We start from the raw sequence: 21200 nt of genomic DNA on the forward strand, positions 1-21200 counted from the left end.
GATCAAAAGCAAGATCAAGATCAAGAGCAAGAGCAAGAGCAAGATCAAGAGCAACAGCAAGATCAAGAGCAACAGCAAGATCAAGAGCAACAGCAACAGCAACAGCAACAGCAACAGCAACAGCAACAGCAACAGCAACAGCAACAGCAACAGCAACAGCAACAGCAACAGCAACAGCAACAGCAACAGCAACAGCAGTATGGCAGTTTGGCTGATGGATGAATCTCAGTGCTGTTGGTTGCTATTGTTTGATTTTAAGTATTTGCGTCTGCTATGACTGGTTTTGTTACCAGAGCCTAAGAACTTCCCGTCGTGCATTGCTCTCGCCCCTATATACAGCCCGTGTGGGAGCGGCCTCGCCGGGGCGTCGGACCGGCCGCGATGGGTCGCGTAGCGACCCCAGTCGTCTCATGAGTTTGCTCAAACACCGAAACTTCACACCCCCTGCGAAAGCACCCGATCAATGCAGTCGACAAAATAATCCACACTCGCCCGCCTGGTGCACATCGGCGGTTTGATCTTCAGGATGTTCAGGTAATCGCCCGTCGGCTGCATGAAAATCCCCAGCTCGCGCAGGCGATCACACAGCACCAGAGTTTCCTCGGTCGCAGGTTCCAGCGTATCCCGGTCGCGCACCAGTTCCAGCCCCAGATAAAAGCCCGAACCATGCGCCGCGCCTGCCAATGGGTGCTTGTCGACCAGCGCTTGAAGCCGGGCCTTGAAATAGCGCCCGGTTTCGCGGGCATTGTCCCACAGGCCCTCCTGCTGCAACACATCCAGCACCGCCATGCCAATGCGGCAACTGACCGGGCTACCGCCGGCAGAGGAAAAGAAGTACCCCTCAGCCTCCAGCGCCTCGGCGATGTCGCGACGAGTGATCACTACCCCCAGCGGCTGGCCATTGCCCATACCCTTGGCCATGGTGATGATATCCGGCACCACGCCTTGCTCTTCGAAACCCCAGAAATGCTCTCCTAGACGGCCATAGCCCACCTGCACTTCGTCGGCGATGCACACCCCGCCGCGTGCACGCACCTTGGCATAGGCCGCTTGCAGATAGCCCGGCGGTAAAGCGATGCCGCCGGCATTGCCATACACAGGCTCGCAGATGATCCCGGCCAGCTGGCGCCCGTTCGTATCGAGTTCGGCCAGGCGAGCATCGACGTCGCGCAGGTAGTCAGCGGCGCTGTCCGCGCCTCGGAAACGGCCGCGGAACGTGTTGGGGGCTTCTACCGGGTGCACCCAGGCGGGGCGAGTTTCCAGGGCCTGCGGGTTGTCGGCGATGGACGTGGAGATTGCATCCGTCGCCACCGACCAGCCATGGTAGGCCTCCAGCACGCTGAGCATGTCGCGGCCACCGCTGTAAGCCCATGCCAGGCGGATAGCCAGGTCATTGGCTTCGGTACCGCTGTTGACCATGAACACGCGGTCGAAACCGTCGGGCGCCAGGGCCAGCAGGCGTTCGGAAAATTCGGTGACGGCGGCGTAGTGAAAACGCGAATTGGTGTTGAGCAGCGACCACTGCCGCGCCGACTCGGCCGCCATGCGCGGATGACCGTGCCCCAGGACGGCCACGTTGTTGAGCATGTCCAGGTACGAGCGACCGTGCAGATCGATCAGGTAGTTGCGCCAGCCACGCTCGATCTGTGGTGGGTCGGCGTAATAGTGCTTTTGCGACCGGGCAAAACTGGCCTCGCGCCGAGCCAGCAACGCGTGGGGATCTGGCAGGGCGTCGGCGTTGCAGTCCACACCCAGTAAGCCCGCAGGGGAAGGGCACAGGGCCAGCCATGCTGGCGCCTGGGAGGGCACCGCGAAGAATGGCGGTTCCAGGCTGCTGTCCAGGCACAGCTGAACGCTGAGCCTCTCGCCGCTTTTGCCCAATGCATCACCTTTTTGCAACCGTTGGCCGTCGACGGGGACGTGGGGCAAGCCATCGATCCACAGGTTCCATGAGGGGGTGCGCAGATATCCGCTCTGTTCACCCACCGACCGCCATGTGCCGTCCTGCGGCGCCTGCACGACCGTGCCCGGTTCCAGTTTCAGCTCCACGCCCAACGCACAGGTTGCCGGTTCTTCGCTGCGATCGATGTGCGTCTGAGACAGGCGATACTGCCCATGCAACGTGCACGCTGGCGCTGACTGGGCTGCCAGCAGACGCTGGTCAAACCCTGGCACTTCCCAGTTGCCGGCGTCGCAGTGCACGCTCAGTACACCCAAGTCCAGGCGGGCGACAGGGCGGCCAGCCACGGTAGGGAGCAGCGGTGCGCAATCATCGAAGCTTGGTACACAAGACGCCAAGCCAGCTGCCTGCAAAATGGCGACTTCCATCAGTGCCAGCGGTGTCGCCTGCGCAGTCTCGAAAATCTGCCATTCGTGGGCGGCGTTATCGCGGATGTACTGGTTACCAGGGTCGATGGCCTGCTGTTGAGCACTACTGAGCACCAGCACAATTGCACGGTTGAGCACCAAGGGCCACAACGCGCGTAGTTCTGCCTCGGTCAGCGGATTGACCGCCTGATAGGCACTGACTGCGGCGAGCACCCTGAAGGGGTCGCCTTCGGCATGATGCAGCAGGGCTGCGCAGGTCACCGACAGGTCGGCAACGCGCCAGGTGCGAACCAAGTCGCCGAAATCGATGAGCCCCTGCAGTTGCCACTCGCGCTGCGCATCGCGAGCCCAGACGGTATTGTCATCGGTGATGTCCAGGTGCACGGCCTGGATGGGCAATTGCTCCATCAAGGGGTACAGGCGCAAGGCCGCGGCGCGTGCTGCCTCGCTCAGCCGTTCGCGTTGCCTGGGGTCGTCTACCTGTGACAGCAGGCGGTCAATCAATGCCGGGGCATGCCTGGGGTCCCACTGCAGCGTTCGCTCTAGACCCTCGTGGTCAAAATCGGCCAGGGCTCTGTCGACCTGCGCGCAGAGCGTGCCCATCGCCCTCATCACGGGGGCGGGAAGCCATCCGCATCGGGTCAGGGGTTGTCCTTGCAAGTACTCCAAAACCCGGAACCTCAGCACCTGCCCATCGATAGGCAATGTCAGCAGGGTATCGCCATCCTTTGCGGCAAGCACCGAAGGCACCGGCAAGCCCCGGTCCCGCAGCACGCCCAGCGCAGCATGCTGGGCATGCAACTCGGGCTCGGCATAGCTGGCGTGACACGCCTTGAGCACGAACTGGGTCTGGCCAGTATCCATAAGTACATTCAGATCCTGCTGACTACCAAGCGGCTGTATGTCACCCCGCAGGCCGTAATGCTCCCAAAGCATTGCAAGGGCCTGGGAGGGTTCCAGAGAGGGCGCAGGCAGGCTCACACGTTCTGCGATTTGGCGAAGGGCGGTGGCAGCATCATGAAGGTGTGCAGGCATGGGGTCGTACCGGGTCATGAAGGGGACTGACGCCATTAATGCCCGTTCTGAGCGATGAAGAAAGACGATTGTCTTCAGTTTTTCTGACAACCCCACAAGCAGTGCGGCTACGCCGTGGAGCAACGGCCCGCGCATCGGTCATGTACACCGAGAATTTCCTGTACAAGAAATACGATGCCTTAATGATGGCATCCCAGGGTGAGTCCTGGCCTCGCTCAATCACACTTATTAACCCCTTCTATAGGAACGACCACCGTATCTTCTAGTCGAAACGGCATCAGGGACGTGACGAACAGACTCCAGGCACTCCGTTGGACTGTGCCTTGGGGATGTACAAGTATTGACTGATTTGTCACACATAAGTGGTGACAAGACGCTGGTGCTGACGCACCCCACCCTCAGGTGACCCCTATGTTCAATCGGCAACTCAAAGCTACCTTGGCCGCCCGCGAAACCGAACTGGCCGCGCTTCGCCAGCGCCTCGACGTCTTGGAAAGCGGCGCATTCCTGCGCCTTGATGCACAACGTCGCGCCCTCGAATGCAGCTCGGCGTTCGCCACTGCCTTGGGCGTTTCGCCCGAAGAGGTGGTAGGGCAGCCACTCGGAAACTGGCTGGCCGCTCCGGCGCAGGAAAGCCAGGCGCTGCTGGAGGCCCTGTTGCGCTCCAGCGCCATCATTCAGTTCGACCTTGAGGGCAAGGTGGTGTCCGCCAACTCCAATTTCCTGACGGCGTTGGGCTACCGCCTGGACGAAGTGGTGGGACACCATCACCGCATGTTCTGCAGCCCTGATGAGGTCAAAGGCGAGGCCTATAGCAATTTTTGGCGCACGCTCAACGCAGGTCGCTACGTGACCGGGCGTTTCAAGCGCCTGGACCGCCACGGGCATGAGGTCTGGCTCGAGGCCAGCTATAACCCGGTCAGCGATGCCAGCGGCAAGCTGGTGAGGGTGGTCAAGTTCGCTTCCTTGGTGACCGACCAGGTGCAGCGTGAAGAGGCAGTCAAGCAAGCAGCGCAGGTGGCGCTTGAAGTGTCGCTGCAAACCGATGGCAGCGCCAGTGAAGGGGTCGTGGTCATGCAGGAAGTGGGGCAGTCCATGCAGGGGGTCGCGCGTCAACTGCAGTCGGCTGGCGATACCATCAGCGCGCTCGGCCAGCAATCGACGGTGATCAGCGCCATCGTCCAGACCATTGGCGCTATTGCATCGCAAACCAATCTGCTGGCGCTCAATGCGGCCATCGAGGCGGCGCGAGCAGGTGATCAGGGGCGTGGCTTTGCCGTGGTCGCCGACGAAGTACGCAAACTGGCCGGTCGCACCAGCGCAGCCACGGCGGAAATCGACGCGGTGGTGGCACGAAATCAGGCGTTGGTGACCCAGGCCGTAGGCGAAGTGCAAAGCAGCCGTGCCGAGGCTGCCAACGGCCTGCAGCTGGCTGACCATGCGGGGCATGTGATCAGCAGTATCCAGGAAGGTGCCAAGCGCGTGGTCGGCGCTGTCGAGCGGGTCAGCAAGGACCTGCGTTAGCATCCTGTAGGTTCGGGCGCAGGGGGCAGGCCAGGTCCAGGCGGTGCAGCAGGGATGCACGCAGTGCCTGCAGGTCGGCCATGCGCTGCTCGATAAGCGCCAGTTTATCGCGCAACAGTGCTTCAAGGGCTTGTGCCGGTTCGGTTGCGCTCCACAACTGCTGCACGTTGCTGCCAATTTCGCTGAGGCTGAACCCAAGGTGCTGCGCCGTACGGATGAAGGCGACCAGCTGTACGGTGTCATCGGCATAGTCCCGGTAACCGTTGGCCGAGCGCTGGGCCTTGATCAAACCCTTGGCCTCATAGAACCGCAGGGTATCGCGGCTGACCTCGCAGCAGGCGGCAAGTCGACCAATTCGCACGGTAATTTCCTTCTAAGGGTGCTTGACCCTGGAGCATACTCCAGGCTCTAGCCTGGGGCCTTCTTTACTTGAGGAAGGTGTAAGACGATGTGGAGCAAGCCCCACTACCGCAAGCTGGTGCGTATCAGTGGTTATTACGATTTGCTGATGACCATCGGTTTTGCGACCCCATGGACATTTGTCTGGTTGCACGGCTGGCTGGGGGATATGCACGCCTCACTGGGGCTTTACGGTGAATTGCCGGTGTTCGAGCCAATGCACCTGTTGATGGCCAACCTCATGGGCTCGATCGTCTGCGTGTGGGCGTGGCTGCGCATAAGTCATCCTCAAGTGCGGTTCGGTCGTTATGATGCGGCCGGTCGCGTGCTGTTCAGTAGCTGGCAGCTGTATGCGCTGATGCACGGCGGCTCGGCGCTGATCTGGGGCATCTTGGTGATGGAGGTAGTGTGGGCGATCCTGCAACTGATGCCCGTCACCGGGCGTCGCCAGACGCTGTGTAGAACGCCCGCCGCCGCCTGACAGCGTGCCAACCCGATGCGCCCTGTGGATGAGCGCGTCGGGCCGGGACATGACTAACGCGCCGAGGGTGTCAGCGGCCCTCAGGCTGCAAGAACGCCGCCTCCAGCAGTTGCTGGGTGTAGGGGTGCTGCGGGTCCTGAAAGATGGCCTGAGCATCCCCTTGCTCGACCACATGACCTTGCTTGATCACCATCAGCTGATGGCTCAGGGCCTTGACCACCGCCAGGTCGTGACTGATGAACAAGTAGGTGAGGTTGTATTTTTGCTGCAGGTTGCGCAGCAGCTCAACCACCTGGCGCTGCACCGTCCGGTCCAGCGCGGAGGTGGGTTCGTCCAGCAGGATCAGCGCCGGCTTGAGCACCAGGGCCCTGGCGATCGCGATGCGCTGGCGCTGCCCGCCTGAGAACTCATGGGGGTAGCGATGGCGCGTCTGTGGGTCCAGCCCGACCTCCTGCAGTGCTGCGATGATGGCTGCTTCCTGTTCCTGGGCAGTCCCGATACGGTGGATGCGCAGGCCTTCGCCCACGATCTCGGCCACGCTCATGCGGGGGCTGAGGCTGCCGAACGGGTCCTGGAATACCACCTGCATTTCCCGGCGCAGCGGACGCACGGCTTGCTGGTTCAGCCCTTGCAGGTCCTTGCCGTGGAAGCGGATGCCGCCTTGGCTCCCAATCAAGCGCAGAATCGCCAGGCCCAGAGTCGACTTGCCTGAGCCCGACTCGCCCACAATGCCCAAGGTCTGCCCCTGAGGCAGGCTGAAATTGATACCGTCCACGGCTTTCACGTGGTCGACGGTGCGGCGCAGCAAGCCTTTCTTGATCGGGAACCACACTTTCAGGTCGTCCACCGCCAGCAGTGGCGAGCCGGGTGTGTTGTGAGCCGGCAAACCGCTGGGCTCGGCGTTGATCAGCATCTGCGTATACGGGTGCTGTGGGGCATCGAACAGCGTGGCGCAGTCGGCTTGTTCGACGATCTGCCCCTGCTGCATCACGCACACCCGGTGCGCGATTCGCCGTACCAAATTCAGGTCGTGGCTGATCAACAACAGGGCCATGCCCAGGCGCGCCTGCAGCGCCTTGAGCAGGTCGAGCACCTTGAGCTGTACGGTCACGTCCAGCGCGGTGGTCGGTTCATCTGCAATCAGCAGTTCTGGCTCGTTGGCCAACGCCATGGCGATCATCACACGTTGGCGTTGGCCGCCCGAGAGTTCGTGGGGCAGCGCCTTGAGGCGCTTGCGCGGCTCTGGGATACCCACCATCTCCAGCAACTCAAGGGTGCGAGCGGTGGCCTGCTTGCCGGTCAGCCCCTTGTGGATGAGCAGGATCTCGTTGATCTGCTTTTCGATGCAGTGCAGCGGATTGAGCGAGGTCATCGGCTCCTGGAAAATCATCGCGATGCGGTCGCCGCGAATGCGCTGCATGCTCTTTTCGTTCTGCTGCAGCAAGTCCTTGCCTTGGTAGCGGATGGTGCCACTGGGATGACGCGCCAGGGGATAGGGCAGCAAGCGCAGGATCGAGTGGGCAGTCACCGACTTGCCCGAACCGCTTTCTCCGACGAGCGCCAGCGTTTCACCCTTGCGGATGTCGAAGCTGATGCCGTCGACCACCCGGTTGGTGTGCTCGCCACTCACGAATTCGACGGCCAGGTCGCGCACTTCGATCAGGTTTTCTTCGCTCATGTCACTTCCTCGGGTCGAAGGCGTCGCGGGCGGACTCGCCGATGAATACCAGCAGGCTCAGCATCACGGCCAGCACGGCGAACGCGCTGATGCCAAGCCACGGCGCCTGCAGGTTGGATTTGCCCTGCGCAACCAACTCACCGAGCGACGGGGCCCCCGGAGGCAGGCCGAAGCCGAGGAAGTCCAACGCGGTCAGCGTGCCGATCGCGCCGGTGAGAATGAACGGCATGAACGTCATGGTCGAGATCATGGCATTGGGCAGGATATGCCGGTACATGATCGCGCCGTTGCGCATGCCCAGAGCGCGCGCGGCGCGCACGTACTCAAGGTTGCGTCCGCGCAGGAATTCGGCGCGGACCACGTCCACCAGGCTCATCCAGGAAAACAACAGCATGATGCCCAGCAACCACCAGAAATTGGGCTGCACGAAGCTGGCCAGGATGATCAGCAGGTAAAGCACCGGCAGGCCGGACCAGATTTCCAGGAAGCGTTGCCCGGCCAGGTCTACCCAGCCACCATAGAAACCCTGCAAGGCACCGGCGATCACGCCGATGATCGAGCTGAGCACGGTCAGGGTCAGGGCGAACAGTACCGAAATGCGAAACCCGTAGATTACCCGTGCCAGCACGTCGCGCCCTTGATCATCGGTGCCCAGCCAGTTGTCGGATGAGGGCGGGGCGGGGGCGGGTACACGCAGGTCGTAGTTGATGCTCTGGTAGCTGAAGGGTATGGGCGCCCACAGCACGAAGCTGTCTTTCTTGGCCAGCAGGTCACGCACGTAGGGGCTTTTGTAGTTGGCTTCCAGCGGGAACTCACCGCCAAAGGTGGTTTCCGGGTAGCGCTTGAAGGCAGGGAAGTACCACTGGCCGTCGTAATGCACGGCAATGGGCTTGTCATTGGCGATGAGCTCGGCGCCCAGGCTCAACCCGAACAGGATCAGGAACAGCCACAGCGACCACCAGCCACGGCGGTTGGCCTTGAAACGCTCGAAGCGACGACGGTTCAGGGGGGACAAGGCCATGTCAGTGCTCCCGGCTGGCAAAGTCGATACGTGGATCGACCAGGGTGTAGGTCAGGTCGCCGATCAGTTTCACCACCAGCCCCAGGAGGGTGAAGATGAACAGGGTGCCGAAGACCACCGGGTAATCGCGGTTGATGGCCGCTTCGAAACTCATCAGGCCCAGCCCGTCGAGGCTGAAGATCACCTCGATCAGCAGCGAGCCTGTGAAGAAGATGCCGATGAAGGCCGAAGGAAAGCCGGCGATCACCAGCAGCATGGCATTACGGAACACGTGGCCATACAGCACCCGCGACCGGCTCAGGCCCTTGGCCTTGGCGGTGACCACGTACTGCTTGTTGATCTCGTCGAGAAAGCTGTTCTTGGTCAGCAGCGTCATGGTGGCGAAGTTGCCGATCACCAAGGCCGTGATCGGCAACACCAGGTGCCAGAAATAATCGAGGACCTTGCCTGTGGTGCTCAGCTCATCGAAGTTGTTGGAGGTCAGGCCGCGCAGTGGGAACCAGTCGAAGTAGCTGCCGCCGGCGAACAGGACGATAAGCAAGATGGCGAACAGGAACGCCGGGATGGCATAGCCCACGATGATCGCCGAGCTGGTCCACACATCGAAGTGACTGCCGTGGCGAACCGCCTTGGCGATCCCCAGGGGGATCGAGATCAGGTACATGATCAGCGTGCTCCACAGCCCCAGTGAGATCGATACGGGCATCTTCTCCAGAATCAGGTCGATGACCTTGGCGTCACGGAAGAAACTGTCGCCAAAATCCAGCTGGGCGTAGTTCTTGATCATGATCCACAGGCGTTCGGGCGGCGATTTGTCGAAGCCGTACATGCGCTCGATCTCCGCCACCAGCGCAGGGTCCAGGCCCTGTGCACCCCGGTAGTTGGAGCCGGCCACCGACACCTCGGCACCGCCACCTGCGATCCGGCTGGTGGCGCCTTCGAAGCCTTCGAGCTTGGCGATCATCTGTTCCACCGGCCCGCCAGGTGCGGCCTGGACGATGATGAAGTTGATGATCAGGATGCCGAACAGTGTAGGGATGATTAGCAGCAGTCGCCGCAGGATATAGGCCAGCATGTCAGTTGGCCTCGCCAGCAGTGGCCTGGGTTGCCTTGGGCGTTGAGCCGGGCTTGATCCACCAGGTGTCGATGCCGATGTCGTACTTGGGCGAAACCTTGGGGTGACCGATGTGGTTCCAATAGGCCACGCGCCAGGTCTTGATGTGCCAGTTCGGGATCACGTAGTAGCCCCACAGCAATACCCGGTCCAGGGCACGGCAGTGGTCGATCAGGCTCTGACGCGACTCGGCGTTGATCAGGCCATCGACCAGTTGGTCGATGGCGGGGTCACGCAGGCCGATGAAATTGCGGCTCCCGGGGTTGTCGGCGGCCGCGCTGGACCAGAATTCCCTCTGTTCGTTGCCAGGAGAGTTGGACTGGGGGTAGCCGCCCACGATCATGTCGTAATCGCGCGAGCGCAGGCGGGTGATGTACTGGGACACATCGACCCGGCGGATGTTGAGTTCGATACCCAGGTCCGCGAGGTTGCGCTTGAACGGCAGCAAAATGCGTTCGAACTCGGTCTGGGCGAGCAGGAACTCGATGCTGACCGGCTGGCCGTTGGTGTCGACCATCTTGTCGTCGACGATTTTCCAGCCCGCCTCCTGCAGCAACTTGTAGGCTTGGCGCTGCTGCTCCCGGATCATGCCGCTGCCGTCGCTGACCGGGTTATGGAAGGCCTGGGTGAAGACCTGTTCTGGCACCTGGCTGCGCACCGGTTCGAGGATTTGAAGTTCGCCAGGGCCGGGTAGGCCGCGGGCCGCCATCTCGGAGTTCTCGAAGTAACTGCCGGTGCGTGTGTAGGCGCCGTTGAACAGCTGCTTGTTGGTCCATTCATAGTCCAGCAGCAGGCTCAGCGCCTTGCGCACGCGGATATCCTGGAATACCGGCCGGCGAATGTTGAAGATGAAGCCCTGCATGCCAGTAGGGTTGCCATTGGGCAGCTCCTCCTTGATCAGGCGGCCGTCGCGCACAGCAGGCACGTTGTAAGCCGTGGCCCAGTTCTTGGCGCTGACTTCCAGCGCATAATCGAAGGCGCCCGCCTTCAGTGCCTCCAACGCGACCGTGGTGTCGCGGTAGGCGTCGAAGGTCATGGCGTCGAAATTGTAGAAGCCACGGTTGATGGGCAAGTCCTTGGCCCAGTAGTCCTTGACCCGCTCATAACGGACCGAACGCCCGGCCTTGACCTCGGCCACCTTGTACGGGCCGCTGCCCAGTGGGATTTCCAGATTGCCGCGGTTGAAGTCGCGCTGGGCGTACCAATGCTTGGGCAGCACGGGCAACTGGCCGAGGATCAGCGGCAGTTCACGGTTGCCCTTGTGCTTGAACTTGAACACGACCTTGAGCGGGTCTTCGGCGACCACCTCGGCCACGTCCGCATAGTATTGGCGGTACAGGGGAGCACCGTCCTTCATCAGCGCATTGAAGGTGAACACCACGTCTTCGGCACGCATGGGATGGCCATCGTGGAACCGCGCCTCGGGGCGCAGGTAGAAGCGCACCCAGCTGTTGTCAGGCGCCTTCTCGATCTGTCGAGCGACCAGGCCGTATTCGGTGAAAGGCTCGTCCAGGCTCTGGCGCATCAAGGTGTCGTAGATGATGCTGATGTTTTCGGCAGATACCCCTTTGTTGATGAAGGGGTTGAGGCTGTCGAACCCGCCAAAGCTGGACTGGCGGAAGGTGCCGCCCTTGGGGGCGTCCGGGTTCACGTAGTCGAAGTGCTTGAAATCCGCCGGGTACTTGGGCGGCTCGTCGTACAGCGTGAGTGCGTGCTGCGGCGCTGCCAGCGAGGGAAGGCTCAGGCAGGCCAGCAACAGGCTGCCAGCCAGCCGGCGCAAGGAATGCGTGGGCGTCATTGGGCTTTCTCCGAAGTCTTGATCCACCAGCTGTTCAGCCCGAGGGTATAGGGCGGCGTGGTGACGAAGCCGAACCGATTGCGGTAGGCCAGGCGGTGATTGTCGAGGTACCAGTTGGGAATCATGTAGTGCTGCCATGAGAGCACGCGGTCCAGCGCTCGCGCCGCTGCGACCTGATCATCGCGAGTGCGCGCCGCCAGCAAGGTGTCTAGCAGGTGATCGACCACGGGGTCGTCGACCCCGGCGTAATTCTTGCTGCCCTTGATGGCCGCCTGGCTTGAATGGAAGTACAGCCACTGCTCGAGGCCCGGGCTCAGGGTCTGGTTCAGGGTCATCAGAATCATGTCGAAGTCAAACTGGTCCAGTCGCTGTTTGTACTGAGCGCGGTCCACGGTTCGCAAGCGCGCGTCTACACCGATGCTGGAGAGGTTTTCGACATACGGCTGCAGGATGCGTTCCAGGTTGGGGTTTACCAGTAGCACTTCCATGCGCAGCGGTTGGCCCTTGCTGTCGACCAGACGCTGGCCCTTGAGTGTCCACCCGGCCTCAGCCAGCAAAGCCAGGGCCTTGCGCAACGTCTGCCGGTCAATCCCGCGCCCGTCCGTACGGCTGACCTGGTAGGGTTCAGTGAACAGCTTGGCCGCGAGCTGGTCGCGAAACGGGGCCAGCAACAGCCATTCCTTGCCTTGGGGCAGGCCAGCGGCCGCGAACTCGCTATTGGGGTAATAACTGGTCGAGCGCCGGTAGGCGCTGCTGAACAGGGCACGGTTGGTCCACTCGAAATCGAACATCAAGCCCAGTGCCTGGCGCACCCGTGGATCGCTGAAGGTGGCGCGACGGCTGTTCATGAACAGGCCCTGGGTCTGGGTAGGGATGCGGTGGGGGATCTGCGCCTTGATCACCTCGCCGCGTCGCACGGCGGGGAACGTGTAGCCGTTGGCCCAGTTCTTGGCCTGATGCTCGATGTAGATGTCGAACTCACCTGCCTTGAAGGCTTCGAAGGCAACGGTGGAGTCGCGGTAGAACTCGTACTCGACACGGTCGAAGTTGTACTTGCCTCGATTCACCGCCAGGTCTTTGCCCCAGTAGTTTTTGACGCGCTCGAACACCAGGCGCCGGCCTGGCTGTACCTGGGTCACCCGGTAAGGCCCACTGCCCAGCGGGGGTTCGAAGGTAGTGGCCTTGAAGTCGCGCGTACGCCAGTAATGCTGGGGCAGGACGGGCATTTCCCCAAGGCGCAGGATCAACAACGGGTTGCCGGCTCGCTTGAACACGAAGCGAATACGCAGCGGCCCGAGAATGTCCACCCGCTGCACTTCCTGCAGGTTGGTCCGGTAAAGCGGATGACCTTCCTTGAGCAGTGTGCGGAAGGAGAAGGCCACGTCTGCCGACGTGATGGGCTTGCCATCGTGCCAGCGGGCTTGCGGGCGCAGGTTGAACACTACCCAGCTGCGGTCCTGGCTGTATTCGACCGAGCGGGCAATCAACCCGTAACTGGAGGTCGGCTCATCGCCCGAGGGGTCGTACTGGCCGGTACCCACCATGAGGGTCTCGTTGAGTTCATTGACCCCATACTGTTGAAAGTTGGGCGTGCTCACCGGGCTCGTACCCTTGAAGGTATAGGGGTTGAGCGTGTCGAACGTACCGAAGGCCATCGCCCGCAATGTGCCACCTTTGGGGGCTTGCGGGTTGACCCAGTCGAAATGGGTGAACGAGGCCGGGTACTTGAGCGTGCCGAACTGCGCGTAACCGTGGCTTTCGCTCACGGTTGCGACTGCGGGAAAGCTCAAGGCCAGGCTGAGTGTAAGAAGGAGGGGACGTATCAAGTCGGCATCCGATCCAAAGGCATTGGGCTTTGATCGGGCTACAGTAACAGTTTGCACTGGCGCAGCAAGCGCCAAACGGCAAGAAAACACAGGTACGCGCACGCACAGGTGTCCGCTTGCCGCCTGGGGTCAGTGGCCGACGTAGACGGTCAGGGTCTGGCCGGGTTTGAGCGCATGGCCACTGCGCGGATTCCAGCGCTTGAGGTGGGTCATCTCGACATTGAAGCGTTTGGCCACCAGATACAGCGAATCGCCCTTGCGCACCTTGTATTGGGTTGTGCGTTTTGCCGAGCTGGCGACCCGGTTAGCGGCGCCACTGGAGGCTTTGCCGCCGCGCAAGGCTAGCACCTGGCCGGCGCGCAGGCTGCTGCCCGACAGGCGGTTCCAGCGCTTGATGTCCGCAATGGATACACGGTTGGCCTTGGCGATGGTCCCCAGGTTGTCACCACGCCTGACCTTGTAGCTGCGCGCGGCCACAGGCGCCTGGGCTTCGGCCACGGCGCGAGCGAAAGCGGCCTTGGGTGGCTGCAGGGTGACCAACTGCTCGGGGTTGAGGTTGGAGAGGCTGGCCGAGAGCAACTGCGCCTTGGCCGTGGGCACCAGCAACTGCTTCGGGCCATCGACCGTCATGCGCTTCTTGAAGGCTGGGTTCAGCTGGATGAGTTCGTCTTCGTCGATGTCGGCGAAAGCGGCCACCCGCGTCAGGTCGAGCCGGTCGTTGATCGCGACGGCCTCGAAGTAGGGCTCATTGGCAATCGGCGTCAGGTTCACGCCGTAGGCTTCAGGTGTGGAGACCACCTGTGACAAGGCCAGCAGCTTGGGCACGTAGTCGCGGGTTTCCTGAGGCAGTGGCAGGTTCCAGTAGTCGGTGGGCAAGCCCAGCTTCTCGTTGCGCTCCATCGCGCGGCTGACCGTGCCTTCGCCAGCATTGTAGGCCGCCAGTGCCAGCAGCCAGTCGCCGTTGAACATGTCGTGCAGGCGGGTCAGGTAGTCGAGCGCGGCGTTGGTCGAAGCGGTGACATCCCGACGGCCGTCATAGAAGTTGGTCTGGCGCAGGTTGAAGTGTCGACCGGTGGCTGGCATGAACTGCCACATGCCGGCTGCACTGGCGCGGGAGTACGCCATGGGGTTGTAGGCGCTCTCGATCGCCGGCAGCAGGGCCAGCTCCAGCGGCATGCCGCGCTCCTCGAGGCGTTCGACGATGTAGTGCAGGTAGAGGCTGCCGCGCTCCCCGGCGCTTTCGATGAACGTGGGGTTGCTGGCAAACCACAGGCGCTGTTGATCGATGCGCGGGTTGACGTCGCGGTACTCCTGGAGCACGAAGCCCTGGCGCATGCGTTCCCAGACATCCCGAGGCGCTTGCTCGACCGGCTTGACCAGCAATGGCGCCGGCCTTGGTTTGATTCGCGCTTGCTGGCTGTGCGCACGGACGCTATCGGCTTCGTCGAGCTGATGGGTGCTCTGGCAGCCCACCAAGGTGGCGGCCAGAGCGAGCGCACTGACCTGGGCCAGGCGCGTCAGCGCGACGGAATGAGAGGTTCTGCGGCTTCGGGAAGACATCGGCGGGCACAGGTATCCGGGCAAAAAATTTCGGCGATTCTAGGAACCGCTCCGGACCGGGTCAACCTTTGACCGCCACTTGCGATATATCTTGGGGTTATCAGAAGCTGTCTTTCCAAGACCTCAAGGCAGCAAAAACAGCGACATGCGAGGTGTTGGAATGTCCCTTCCATTCGTCTGCTTTTTGTTTAACAGATGTTTCAGCGGTGCGCAGGAAGGGGTTTGTCAGCCGTTCCAGACCAATGGTGGAGGGCAGTGTGATGCAGTCTTGCGCACGCAGCCGGGAGACCGTTTCGAAGCGCTTCACTACATCTTCATTGTCAGGTTCCACGGCCTTGGCAAAACGCAAATTGCTCAAGGTGTATTCATGTGCGCAGTAGACCTGGGTCTCGGCTGGCAGGGCTGCCAGGCGGGCCAGGGCCGGTTGCATCTGCTCGGCAGTGCCCTCGAACATGCGTCCGCATCCGGCTGCGAACAGGGTATCGCCACTGAACAGTACAGGCGTGGCCGCGCCAGCGTTGAAGAACGCGATGTGCCCCAGTGTATGGCCCGGCACGGCAAGCACCTCATAGACCTCACCCAGCACTGTGACCTGGTCGCCATCGTCCAGTGCCACATCCCTGCAAGGGATATCCTCGTTGGCTGGGCCGTGTACTTGCGCGCCCGTCAACGCCTTGAGCCGCGCCACACCGCCTACATGGTCGTTGTGATGGTGAGTGATGAGCATGTCGGTGAGCTGCCAACCAGGATGCGCGGCAAGCCACCGTTCCACCGGGCCGGCATCGCCAGGGTCGACCACCGCGCAGCGGCGTTTGGCAGTATCCTGTAACAACCAGATGTAATTGTCCGAGAAAGCGGGCAACGCTTCGATCTGTATCATGGTGGGAATCCGATTCGCCTTGCTTGGCACATGAAGGCATCTTAGCCGCGATGGCGCGGTGGGAGAACCTTTCGAGGAATTGCACAATGACCGACCAAGCCTTTGCCCAGGCCGACCCGGACTGGATCAAGCTGATCAGCCTGGCCCGTGAGTGGTTTCAGGGCCCGCTCGGCCAATTGATGCTGCAAGAAGAACAGAAGCTGCTGGAGGAAGAGCTGGGTCGCTTCTTCGGTGGCTACCTGGTGCACTATGGCCCCTGCGCCGACGCCCCACCCAGTGCGCCGAAGGTCCAGCGCAACGTGCGCCTCGGCGCGCCGCTGCCGGGGGTGGAGATCGTCTGCGAGGAACAGGCCTGGCCGTTGAGCGAGCACGCGGCCGATGTGGTGGTGTTGCAACATGGGCTGGATTTCAGCCTGTCGCCCCACGGGCTGCTGCGTGAGGCCGCCAGCGCCGTGCGCCCAGGCGGTCATCTGCTGATCGTCGGGATCAATCCGTGGAGCAGTTGGGGGGTGCGTCACCTGTTTAGCCGTGGCGCTTTGCGCAAGGCCCGCTGCATCTCGCCTTCGCGGCTGGGTGACTGGCTCAACCTGCTGGGCTTTGCCTTGGAGAAACGCCGCTTCGGGTGCTATCGTCCGCCGCTTGCTTCGCCCGCCTGGCAGCAGCGCCTGGAAGGGTGGGAGCGCATGGCGGGCGGGTGGCAAAGCGCTGGCGGCGGTGTCTATGTGCTGGTGGCGCGCAAGATGGTCGTGGGCCTGCGGCCGCTGCGGCCCCAGCGTCGCGAGCCGATGGGCAAGTTGCTGCCGTTGCCATTGGCCAAGGTCAACCGCACCTCGGCGACCCCCGATCCCGATAAGCAGTGAATACGAGTGGTACATGAGCGATAGCGTCGAAATGTTTACCGATGGTGCCTGCAAGGGCAACCCTGGCCCCGGCGGCTGGGGTGTGCTGATGATTTTCAAAGGCGTTGAAAAAGAGTTGTGGGGGGGCGAGCGCGAGACCACCAACAACCGCATGGAGTTAATGGCCGCCATCCAGGGGCTGATGGCGCTCAAGCGTGAATGCGAGGTCGTGCTGACGACTGACTCGCAGTACGTGATGAAAGGCATCAACGAATGGATGGTCAACTGGAAAAAGCGTGGCTGGAAAACCGCGGCCAAGGAACCTGTGAAGAATGCCGACCTGTGGCAGTTACTCGACGAACAGGTCAACCGCCACAAGGTGACCTGGAAATGGGTCCGCGGCCACATTGGCCACCCCGGCAACGAGCGTGCGGACCAGCTGGCCAACCGTGGCGTGGACGAAGTGCGCGCCCGGGCATGACGCGCTGAACCCGATGCCAGGTGCGAAGGGGGCTCAGCGCTCGCCCTGCTGTTATACTGCGCACCTTTGTAAACGATGCAAGTTGGAGTCCCCCAAGTGGAGCAACAGCAAGACAAGCGGTTCGTTATCCTCGATACCGAAACCACGGGTATGCCGGTCAGCGAGGGGCACCGCATCATCGAGATTGGCTGCGTCGAGGTGGTCGGCAGGCGCCTGACAGGCAGGCATTTCCACGTCTACCTGCAGCCTGACCGCGAAAGTGACGAGGGCGCGATCAACGTCCACGGCATCACTGACGCCTTCCTGGTTGGCAAGCCGCGCTTCGGCGACGTCGCCGAGGAGTTCTTCGCGTTCATCCAGGGCGCTACGCTGGTCATCCACAACGCGGCATTCGACGTCGGGTTCATCAACAACGAGTTCGCGCTGCTGGGCCAGCAGGACCGTGCTGACCTGTCCCAGCACTGCACCATTCTCGACACCTTGTTGCTGGCGCGGGCGCGTCATCCGGGGCAACGCAACAGCCTGGATGCCTTGTGCAAACGCTACGATATCGACAACTCGGGGCGCGAACTGCACGGCGCGTTGCTCGACGCCGAGCTGCTGGCGGATGTCTACCTGGCAATGACCGGGGGGCAGACCAGCCTCTCGTTGGCAGGGCATGGCAGCGATTCGGACGAAAACGGGCAGGGTAGCGGAGGAGCTGACATTCGTCGCATCAGCGGTCGCGCGCCCGGCCGGGTCATTCTGGCCGCACCGGATGAGCTCGAAGCTCATGCCGAACGCCTTGCAGCGATTGCCAAGTCCGCTGGCGGCCCATCGCTCTGGCAGGCACTGGCTGAGCGGTCAGCGGACTGAAAAAGCGACGGCCTGCTGCTGGTCAATCAAGACCGCAAGCGGTCTCACCCTCATCGAGCAGTAACAGGCCAGTGCCTCTTCGTGTCATGGGATACGGATGATTTCGACACCGGTGCGGGCAAGCTCGAATCGATTTTCACCCAGGTAGTTGACGCGATCGCCGATGGCAAGGCGGTAGGTGGTGATAGGTGCGCCGGTCGTGCTGCCGTCGTGTTGCAGGGTAGATTCCTGAAACTCGTGCACGGGATAGATACGGCCTTCGGCGTCGCGGGCATGGAATTGGCCGACCATTACTGCTGCCATTTGGGTGGAACCCTCTGAATTGCGTAGGAAATGTCTGTAGCAGTAGACCTTCCAAGGGCAGGGGAAGTTTTCGCGGCCGGGAAAAAAAACCAAAGCAGCGCAAAACGGTCATCTATAACTACATCGTCCCTGAAAACATGAAGTTGGAGATTGCCATGACCCAGGTCTATTCGGTTGCCGTCGTCGTCGGTAGCCTGCGCAAGGATTCCTATAACCGCAAGGTGGCCCGCGCGCTGTCTGAGCTGGCGCCGTCGAGCCTGGCACTGAAGATCGTCGAGATCGGCGACTTACCCCTGTACAACGAAGACCTGGAAACCGATGCCCCGCCAGCTGCCTGGACACGCTTTCGGAACGACATCAAGGGCAGCGATGCGGTGCTCTTCGTCACGCCGGAGTACAACCGGACCATGCCAGGCTGCCTGAAGAATGCCATCGATGTGGGTTCAAGGCCTTACGGGCAAAGCGCGTGGGGCGGCAAGCCGGCAGCCGTGGCGAGTGTGTCGCCAGGTGCGATCGGCGGCTTCGGTGCCAACCATTCAGTGCGCCAGTCCCTGGTGTTCCTGGACATGCCATGCATGCAGATGCCGGAGGCCTACATTGGCGGCGCTGCCAGCCTGTTCGACGAGTCAGGCAAACTCAACGACAAGACCCGGCCGTTTTTGCAAGGCTTCATCGACAAGTTCGCGTCTTGGGTGAAGCTGAATCGCTCTGTATGACCGTGGCCTGAGCGGCACCACATTGTGCGGGCCAGTCGGCCCGCGCAATGTTTGTCAGCCAAGGGCTGCCCGATCGTGGCAGTCAGCGGAATGTGTAGGACACTCCCGCATAGACCGCAGCGCCTTCGCCCGGAGTGGAGCGGGCAATGTCCCGCCCTGCGTCATTGAAGCCTGGGGTTACGGTCGCTGCGTAGCGCTTGTTGGTCAGGTTGCGTAGATCCAGCCAGGCCTGCCAGTCACGCTGCGGCGAGTCCCAACCGAGACGGGCGCCGAGGGTGGCGTAATCGTCGGCATGGTAGCTGTTGGCATAGTCCACTTGCACCTTGGACGCCATCTGCGTGTTGATCCCGGCGTAGAAGCCGCTGGGCCAGTCGAAGCGCAACTCGGCCTGATAGTAGTGCATGGGGATGCCCGGCAGGCGGTTGTCGCCGAATCTTTCGTCGTCGCGGTAATGGAAGTCACTGAAGGTGTAGGCCTGACGCAGGCTCAGGCGACCCAGGCCTGACTGCTCCCAGAGCGTGCTGTCCAGCCCGACCTCCACGCCCTGGTGCACCGTGGCGCTGGCATTGAATTCCGAGGTGAAGTTCGGCACCACCTCGACCGCGAGCAGTTCGTGGCGTACTTGGGCGTAGTACCAGGCAAGGTCCCACCGCCCGAATGCCGACTCGCCGCGCGCACCTACTTCCAGCGTGGTGGCTGTCTGGTTCTGCATTTCGATCGGTTGAATCTGCTTGCCGCCCACGCTTGGCGAGCTCCAGATCAGCGACCATGGGTGGGGCGGTTCCACCGAGCGGCTGAGGTTGCCGTACACCTGCAGGTCCGGGCGTGCGTCGTAGCGCAGTCCGATGCGCGGCGCATAATCCCAATCATGCATCGACACCTTGCCGCCTTCGGCGGGGTAGGTCACGTCGCTCTCGCGTCGCGTATAGATAGCGGCCAGCCCGGTTGTCAGCCACAGGTTCGGTATGAGCTCCAGGTCATTACCCAGATGCAACACGGTATCGGAGCCTTGATAGGTGAAGTCACGTGTCCGAGTGCCGATCACCTGGCCGTTGCGCGCAAATTGTGAGGCGCCGCTGTTGGGCAGGTGCTTGGTGGTGCGCCAGCCCACGGTCGTCTTGCTCTCACGGCCAAACACCGTGTCGCGCCGCTGATAGTTCAGCGTGCCACTGACGTCGGTGTAAGCCACCTTCAGGCGCATCGGGCCCTCGCGCAGGTCCATGGGGTAATCGTGGTAGACCAGGCCGGCTTCGACGCGGGCATCATCGTCGAGGTAGAACGTGGTCTTGCTGCCAACCCAGGTACTGCCCGGCTGCGGACGGCTGTCATCACGTGCCAGGTAGGCAGGGTTCGCCGAGGTAGGGTGATGCTTGATCTGGTCTTTGGTCAAACGTCCGGCCAGGTCGTTCTCCGTTTCCCGGTAGCGCAGGTAGAGCCGTGTTTCAAGGTTGGGGTTGAAGCGATAGCCGACGTTGGCCGCGATGCCCTTGGCGCTGCCGCTGCTGTGCTGCTGGTATCCGTCGTAGTGCGCATCGGTCAGCGCAACGTAGTAGTCAAGGTTACCGAGTACTTGGCCGGAGCTGATGTGGCGGCGCTGATAGCCACGGCTGCCGACTTCATAGCGCACGTGCAGGGGCGCTGCATCGTAGCCGGTGTGGGTGACGTAATTGATGGCACCGCCCAACGCCAGCGATCCCTGATCAAACCCGTTGGCACCGCGCAGCACTTCGGCGCGGTTGAGCCACAACGGCTCGAACAGCTCGTAGGGCGTGCCCCCGGGGCCGGTCAGCGGCAGGCCGTCGAACTGCGTGTAGACCCCTGAGCCGTGCGCGCCTGGGGCCCGGTTGAGGCCGGAGCCGCGAATCGACAACTTGATGCCGTCGTTGCCCGCCGACTGGGCGAACACCCCCGGCTGGTAGGCAAGGACATCCTGGTTGCTGGCCACACGGCCTTGACCCACCTTTTGCATGTCCACCAGGTTGGTGCCACCTGGGGCACTGCGCAGGCGCTGCGCTGCGGCCTCCAGGTCCCCTTGCGCCTGGTCGGTGATCAGCACCTGGCCAAGTTCGATCGGGCTTGCTGACCAGGCAGGCGGGCTCGCAATGATGGCGCCAAGCAGGCCAAGGCGGGGGGACAGCAACAAAACGCGACGCATCGTAGGGCTCCAGACGACCAGCAGTGAGGCAACAGCGGTATGACGTACGAACCCGCGCTCAGATCACCCACAGCAGGGTAAAAATGCTGACACTGCCCCAACGCTTTCACCCACACGCCAGATCGGGCGACCGATAGGCCTGAGGGCGAGTCCAGCATTCGCCAGGCACAAACAAAAACACCCCGCGTAAGCGGGGTGTCTGGGATT

At 62.1% G+C, this 21200-nt stretch carries 17 protein-coding genes and 2 pseudogenes; 8 read left to right on the forward strand and 11 right to left on the reverse strand.

Translation table 11 applies throughout. From position 1 onward, the window contains the following. A partial coding sequence (locus PFU01S_RS02545) for a hypothetical protein (RefSeq protein ID WP_176564488.1) occupies positions 1 to 222 on the forward strand: 222 nt, incomplete at its 5' end. A gap of 213 nt (positions 223 to 435) precedes the next feature. On the opposite strand, the gene PFU01S_RS02550 is transcribed toward PFU01S_RS02545, so the two are convergent. After that, the gene (locus PFU01S_RS02550) at positions 436 to 3363 is read right to left on the reverse strand and encodes an aminotransferase (RefSeq protein ID WP_028686582.1); all 2928 of its coding nucleotides are present in this window, start codon (positions 3361 to 3363) and stop codon (positions 436 to 438) included. Between the two features lie 411 nt (positions 3364 to 3774). On the opposite strand from PFU01S_RS02550, the pseudogene PFU01S_RS22835 reads away from it, so the two are divergent. Both PFU01S_RS22835 and PFU01S_RS22840 read left to right on the forward strand, forming a co-directional pair. Next, positions 3775 to 4350 (forward strand): annotated as a pseudogene (locus PFU01S_RS22835) (PAS domain-containing protein); the annotation flags it as partial. Positions 4351 to 4455: 105 nt separating this feature from the next. Then, positions 4456 to 4887, forward strand: a pseudogene (locus PFU01S_RS22840) (methyl-accepting chemotaxis protein); the annotation flags it as partial. Here PFU01S_RS22840 and PFU01S_RS02560 read toward each other — a convergent pair. Beyond that, entirely contained in the window at positions 4868 to 5248 is a 381-nt protein-coding gene (locus PFU01S_RS02560) for a MerR family transcriptional regulator (protein ID WP_028686581.1), read from the reverse strand. The pseudogene PFU01S_RS22840 and the gene PFU01S_RS02560 sit on opposite strands and share 20 nt — an antisense overlap. An 87-nt stretch (positions 5249 to 5335) precedes the next feature. Between PFU01S_RS02560 and PFU01S_RS02565 the strand changes: the two genes are divergently transcribed. Then, positions 5336 to 5767 (forward strand): hypothetical protein, encoded by a 432-nt coding sequence (locus tag PFU01S_RS02565; protein ID WP_028686580.1) that lies wholly within the window; start codon positions 5336 to 5338, stop codon positions 5765 to 5767. Between the two features lie 70 nt (positions 5768 to 5837). Here PFU01S_RS02565 and PFU01S_RS02570 read toward each other — a convergent pair whose 3' ends face one another. The 7 genes from PFU01S_RS02570 to gloB all read right to left on the reverse strand — a co-directional run bounded on the left by PFU01S_RS02570 (position 5838) and on the right by gloB (position 15644). Further along, positions 5838 to 7445 (reverse strand): ABC transporter ATP-binding protein, encoded by a 1608-nt coding sequence (locus PFU01S_RS02570; RefSeq protein ID WP_027916265.1) that lies wholly within the window; start codon positions 7443 to 7445, stop codon positions 5838 to 5840. Between the two features lies 1 nt (position 7446). After that, positions 7447 to 8466, reverse strand: coding sequence for an ABC transporter permease (locus PFU01S_RS02575; protein WP_023534824.1), 1020 nt, complete (start codon positions 8464 to 8466; stop codon positions 7447 to 7449). A gap of 1 nt (position 8467) precedes the next feature. Then, a complete protein-coding gene (locus tag PFU01S_RS02580; protein WP_028686579.1) occupies positions 8468 to 9541 on the reverse strand; it encodes a microcin C ABC transporter permease YejB in 1074 nt (357 codons plus the stop codon). 1 nt (position 9542) lies between these two features. Beyond that, positions 9543 to 11378 (reverse strand): extracellular solute-binding protein, encoded by a 1836-nt coding sequence (locus PFU01S_RS02585; protein ID WP_028686578.1) that lies wholly within the window; start codon positions 11376 to 11378, stop codon positions 9543 to 9545. Beyond that, positions 11375 to 13204: an extracellular solute-binding protein gene (locus tag PFU01S_RS02590; protein ID WP_081783924.1), complete on the reverse strand. Its 1830-nt coding sequence runs from the start codon at positions 13202 to 13204 to the stop codon at positions 11375 to 11377. The genes PFU01S_RS02585 and PFU01S_RS02590 overlap by 4 nt, the downstream gene beginning before the upstream one ends. Before the next feature lie 129 nt (positions 13205 to 13333). Then, entirely contained in the window at positions 13334 to 14764 is a 1431-nt protein-coding gene (locus tag PFU01S_RS02595) for a lytic transglycosylase domain-containing protein (protein ID WP_027916261.1), read from the reverse strand. Between the two features lie 100 nt (positions 14765 to 14864). After that, positions 14865 to 15644 carry a hydroxyacylglutathione hydrolase gene (gene gloB, locus PFU01S_RS02600; protein ID WP_027916260.1) on the reverse strand — a complete coding sequence of 260 codons (780 nt, stop codon included), beginning with the start codon at positions 15642 to 15644 and terminating at the stop codon, positions 14865 to 14867. An 86-nt stretch (positions 15645 to 15730) separates the two neighbouring features. Between gloB and PFU01S_RS22265 the strand changes: the two genes are divergently transcribed. The 3 genes from PFU01S_RS22265 to dnaQ all read left to right on the forward strand — a co-directional run bounded on the left by PFU01S_RS22265 (position 15731) and on the right by dnaQ (position 17819). Then, positions 15731 to 16504 carry a class I SAM-dependent methyltransferase gene (locus PFU01S_RS22265; protein WP_027916259.1) on the forward strand — a complete coding sequence of 258 codons (774 nt, stop codon included), beginning with the start codon at positions 15731 to 15733 and terminating at the stop codon, positions 16502 to 16504. 13 nt (positions 16505 to 16517) lie between these two features. Beyond that, complete coding sequence (rnhA, locus tag PFU01S_RS02610) at positions 16518 to 16964, forward strand: ribonuclease HI (protein WP_023534768.1); 447 nt, start codon at positions 16518 to 16520, stop codon at positions 16962 to 16964. A gap of 150 nt (positions 16965 to 17114) precedes the next feature. Next, complete coding sequence (gene dnaQ, locus PFU01S_RS02615) at positions 17115 to 17819, forward strand: DNA polymerase III subunit epsilon (RefSeq protein WP_241015291.1); 705 nt, start codon at positions 17115 to 17117, stop codon at positions 17817 to 17819. A gap of 84 nt (positions 17820 to 17903) precedes the next feature. Here the strand turns inward: dnaQ and PFU01S_RS02620 are convergent, their stop codons facing one another. Next, complete coding sequence (locus tag PFU01S_RS02620; protein ID WP_027916257.1) at positions 17904 to 18122, reverse strand: hypothetical protein; 219 nt, start codon at positions 18120 to 18122, stop codon at positions 17904 to 17906. 155 nt (positions 18123 to 18277) lie between these two features. Between PFU01S_RS02620 and PFU01S_RS02625 the strand changes: the two genes are divergently transcribed. Next, positions 18278 to 18838 carry an NADPH-dependent FMN reductase gene (locus PFU01S_RS02625; protein ID WP_023534853.1) on the forward strand — a complete coding sequence of 187 codons (561 nt, stop codon included), beginning with the start codon at positions 18278 to 18280 and terminating at the stop codon, positions 18836 to 18838. 82 nt (positions 18839 to 18920) lie between these two features. Here PFU01S_RS02625 and PFU01S_RS02630 read toward each other — a convergent pair whose 3' ends face one another. Continuing rightward, positions 18921 to 20993: a TonB-dependent receptor family protein gene (locus PFU01S_RS02630; protein ID WP_028686575.1), complete on the reverse strand. Its 2073-nt coding sequence runs from the start codon at positions 20991 to 20993 to the stop codon at positions 18921 to 18923. Positions 20994 to 21200 lie beyond the last annotated feature (207 nt).

It is taken from the genome of Pseudomonas fulva NBRC 16637 = DSM 17717 (assembly GCF_000730565.1).
GTDB classification, from domain to species: Bacteria; Pseudomonadota; Gammaproteobacteria; order Pseudomonadales; family Pseudomonadaceae; genus Aquipseudomonas; species Aquipseudomonas fulva.

Excerpts from the sequence above, each read along its gene's own strand:
- PFU01S_RS02550 (WP_028686582.1), bottom strand. The coding sequence starts at position 3,363 with ATGCCTGCACACCTTCATGATGCTGCCACCGCCCTTCGCCAAATCGCA.
- PFU01S_RS02565 (WP_028686580.1), top strand. The coding sequence starts at position 5,336 with ATGTGGAGCAAGCCCCACTACCGCAAGCTGGTGCGTATCAGTGGTTAT.
- PFU01S_RS02570 (WP_027916265.1), bottom strand. The coding sequence starts at position 7,445 with ATGAGCGAAGAAAACCTGATCGAAGTGCGCGACCTGGCCGTCGAATTC.
- PFU01S_RS02575 (WP_023534824.1), bottom strand. The coding sequence starts at position 8,466 with ATGGCCTTGTCCCCCCTGAACCGTCGTCGCTTCGAGCGTTTCAAGGCC.
- PFU01S_RS02580 (WP_028686579.1), bottom strand. The coding sequence starts at position 9,541 with ATGCTGGCCTATATCCTGCGGCGACTGCTGCTAATCATCCCTACACTG.
- PFU01S_RS02585 (WP_028686578.1), bottom strand. The coding sequence starts at position 11,378 with ATGACGCCCACGCATTCCTTGCGCCGGCTGGCTGGCAGCCTGTTGCTG.
- PFU01S_RS02595 (WP_027916261.1), bottom strand. The coding sequence starts at position 14,764 with ATGTCTTCCCGAAGCCGCAGAACCTCTCATTCCGTCGCGCTGACGCGC.
- gloB (WP_027916260.1), bottom strand. The coding sequence starts at position 15,644 with ATGATACAGATCGAAGCGTTGCCCGCTTTCTCGGACAATTACATCTGG.
- PFU01S_RS22265 (WP_027916259.1), top strand. The coding sequence starts at position 15,731 with ATGACCGACCAAGCCTTTGCCCAGGCCGACCCGGACTGGATCAAGCTG.
- rnhA (WP_023534768.1), top strand. The coding sequence starts at position 16,518 with ATGAGCGATAGCGTCGAAATGTTTACCGATGGTGCCTGCAAGGGCAAC.
- dnaQ (WP_241015291.1), top strand. The coding sequence starts at position 17,115 with ATGCCGGTCAGCGAGGGGCACCGCATCATCGAGATTGGCTGCGTCGAG.
- PFU01S_RS02620 (WP_027916257.1), bottom strand. The coding sequence starts at position 18,122 with ATGGCAGCAGTAATGGTCGGCCAATTCCATGCCCGCGACGCCGAAGGC.
- PFU01S_RS02625 (WP_023534853.1), top strand. The coding sequence starts at position 18,278 with ATGACCCAGGTCTATTCGGTTGCCGTCGTCGTCGGTAGCCTGCGCAAG.
- PFU01S_RS02630 (WP_028686575.1), bottom strand. The coding sequence starts at position 20,993 with ATGCGTCGCGTTTTGTTGCTGTCCCCCCGCCTTGGCCTGCTTGGCGCC.